3 protein-coding genes are annotated in these 2240 nt (G+C 58.5%); 2 read left to right on the top strand and 1 reads right to left on the bottom strand.

The features are described 5' to 3' along the window. Both A3730_RS31775 and A3730_RS16910 read left to right on the top strand, forming a co-directional pair. Positions 1–391: TraB/GumN family protein (locus A3730_RS31775; RefSeq protein WP_197477505.1), on the top strand; the 391-nt coding region annotated here is incomplete at its 5' end. Positions 392–454: 63 nt separating this feature from the next. Further along, positions 455–1237 carry an ABC transporter substrate-binding protein gene (locus A3730_RS16910; protein WP_063519648.1) on the top strand — a complete coding sequence of 261 codons (783 nt, stop codon included), beginning with the start codon at positions 455–457 and terminating at the stop codon, positions 1235–1237. Between the two features lie 54 nt (positions 1238–1291). On the opposite strand, the gene A3730_RS16905 is transcribed toward A3730_RS16910, so the two are convergent. Then, on the bottom strand, positions 1292–2240 hold a 949-nt coding region (locus A3730_RS16905), incomplete at its 5' end, for an ATP-dependent DNA helicase RecG (RefSeq protein WP_255364276.1).

Genomic DNA, 2240 nt, shown 5'->3' with positions numbered 1-2240 from the left:
GGTGCGTGACCGGGAGGCTCCTGCTTCCACGGATACCAGCGATCCGGTTGCCGCCCTGCTGGATTGGCATGCTTCCGCCACCGATGAGCAGAAAAAACTGATCGGCATTTTGTGCCGCGGTGCCTTTGCCATGGCGCTGGGCGATCAGAGCGAGCATGAACCCCGGCCGCTGGATAAAGTGATTCTCGATTTCCGCAACCGCCAGCTGGCGCAGCGTATTATCGCAGATGACAGCCAGCGCATTTATATCACCTACGGCGCGGCCCATTTGCCCGGTGTGCTGGCCTCCCTGCAAGCCGCTGATCCGGGCTGGCAGATCACCACGGTGAAATGGATGCGAGGCATGGCGACCCCGGAACACCTTGAAGGTGCCTTGCCGTCCATGCCTTAGTGGGAAAGAAAGGCCGCACTGGTGCGAAGATTGATTCCATAAAGACAACAGGATGCACAAAGAATGATGAAGCGAATTGGATGGATGCTGGTGCTGGCGTTGGGGCTGCTGGCAGGGTGCAGCAGCAGTGGTCATGGCGAACAGGACGACAGGGCCTTACGGGTTGGTGTCATGCCCGATTACCCGCCGCTGGTGTTTCGCGAGGACGCCAAGGTTGTGGGGCTGGAGCGGGACTTTGCCGAGCAATTATCCAGTGATCTTGAGCGCCCTCTGTCTTTGCATGAATACACGCAACTGAGTGATCTGTTTGCGGCGCTGAAGAATAACGAAATCGATATCATCATGTCCGGTATTTCCATAACGCCTGCTCGGCAGGAGGCCTTCGCATTCAGCCTGCCTTATACCACCATCGGCCAGATGGCCATGATTCGTCTTGACGATGCCGCCCGGCTGGCCACGCCCGGCGCCTTGTTTACCGGGCGCTACCGGGTGGGTTACAAGAACGGCACTACCGGGGAGGCGTTCGTGCAAGAGACCATGGATGCGCAGACCCGGGGGTTCAACAGCAATACTGAAGCGACCCAGGCCCTGGTTAACGGTGACATTGATGCGTTCATTCACGATGCGCCCACGGTCTGGAACCTGGCTAACAAGCATGAGTACCCGGTGAAGTTGCTGGGCCTGTACAAACCGCTTACCAAGGAACAACTGGCGTGGGTAATGCGCAAGCAAGACAGCGAACTGAAACAGCAAGTGGATACGGTGCTGAAGAGTTGGGTAAATAACGGTTTTCTGATGCAGGCAAAAACCCAATGGATTCCGGTGAAAATTCTTTCCGGGCAGTGATTTTTTGTAGGTCGGGTTAGTCGCGTAGCGACGTAACCCGACAAGCTTTTTTATTTAGATATCCGCGAAATTCTCCCCACCCTTTAACCAGCGGCGTAACAGCGGTTCAACCCACTGCGGGCAGTCGTGCATCAGTTTGGTGGCCACGTCTTTGGCCGGTTCCATCAGGGCTTCATCGCGAACCAGGTCGGCAATGCGAAAGGCCAGGTCCCCGGTCTGGCGAGTGCCCAGCCATTCCCCGGGGCCGCGCAGTTTCAGATCTTCTTCGGCAATAACAAAACCGTCGGTGGTGTCGCGCATGACCGCCAGCCGCCGTTTGCCGGTGAGTGATAGCGGGTTCTTGTACAGCAGCAGACAATAGCTTTGCTCGCCGCCCCGCCCTACGCGTCCGCGTAGCTGATGTAATTGTGCCAGGCCCAGCCGTTCGGCATTTTCCATCACCATAAGCGTGGCGTTGGGGACATCCACGCCCACCTCGATCACCGTAGTGGCGATCAGCAGTTGCGCGTCACCCCGGGAAAAGCGGGCCATCCGTTCGGCTTTTTCTTTTGCTTTCATGCGTCCGTGGACCAGCTCTACGTTCAGGTCGGGCAAGGCCACCTGCAATTCCGCGAAGGTAGCTTCCGCTGCCTGGGCCTGCAGTTCTTCTGATTCCTCGATGAGCGTGCAGACCCAGTAAGCCTGGGTATTCCCTTTTTTGGTGTCAGGGCGGCAGGCATCGTTGATCCGTTCGATCACCTGGGGGCGGCGGCCTTCCGGCAGCACCAGGGTGTCGATGGGCTTGCGCCCCGGCGGCATTTCGTCGATCACCGAGGTGTCCAGATCGCCGTACACGCTCATGGCCAGGGTGCGGGGAATGGGGGTGGCGGTGAGCGTTAGCTGGTGGGGGACCTGGCTGCCGTTGGCGGTATCAAAGCGGCCTTTTTCGCGCAGGGAAAGGCGTTGCTGCACGCCGAAACGGTGTTGCTCCTCAATGATGGTGAGCCCGAGCCGGTGGAATTGC

The organism is Alcanivorax sp. HI0044, from assembly GCF_001634945.1.
The sequence above is the reverse complement of the archived record's forward strand: the minus strand, read 5'-3'. Positions and strand labels throughout refer to the sequence as shown.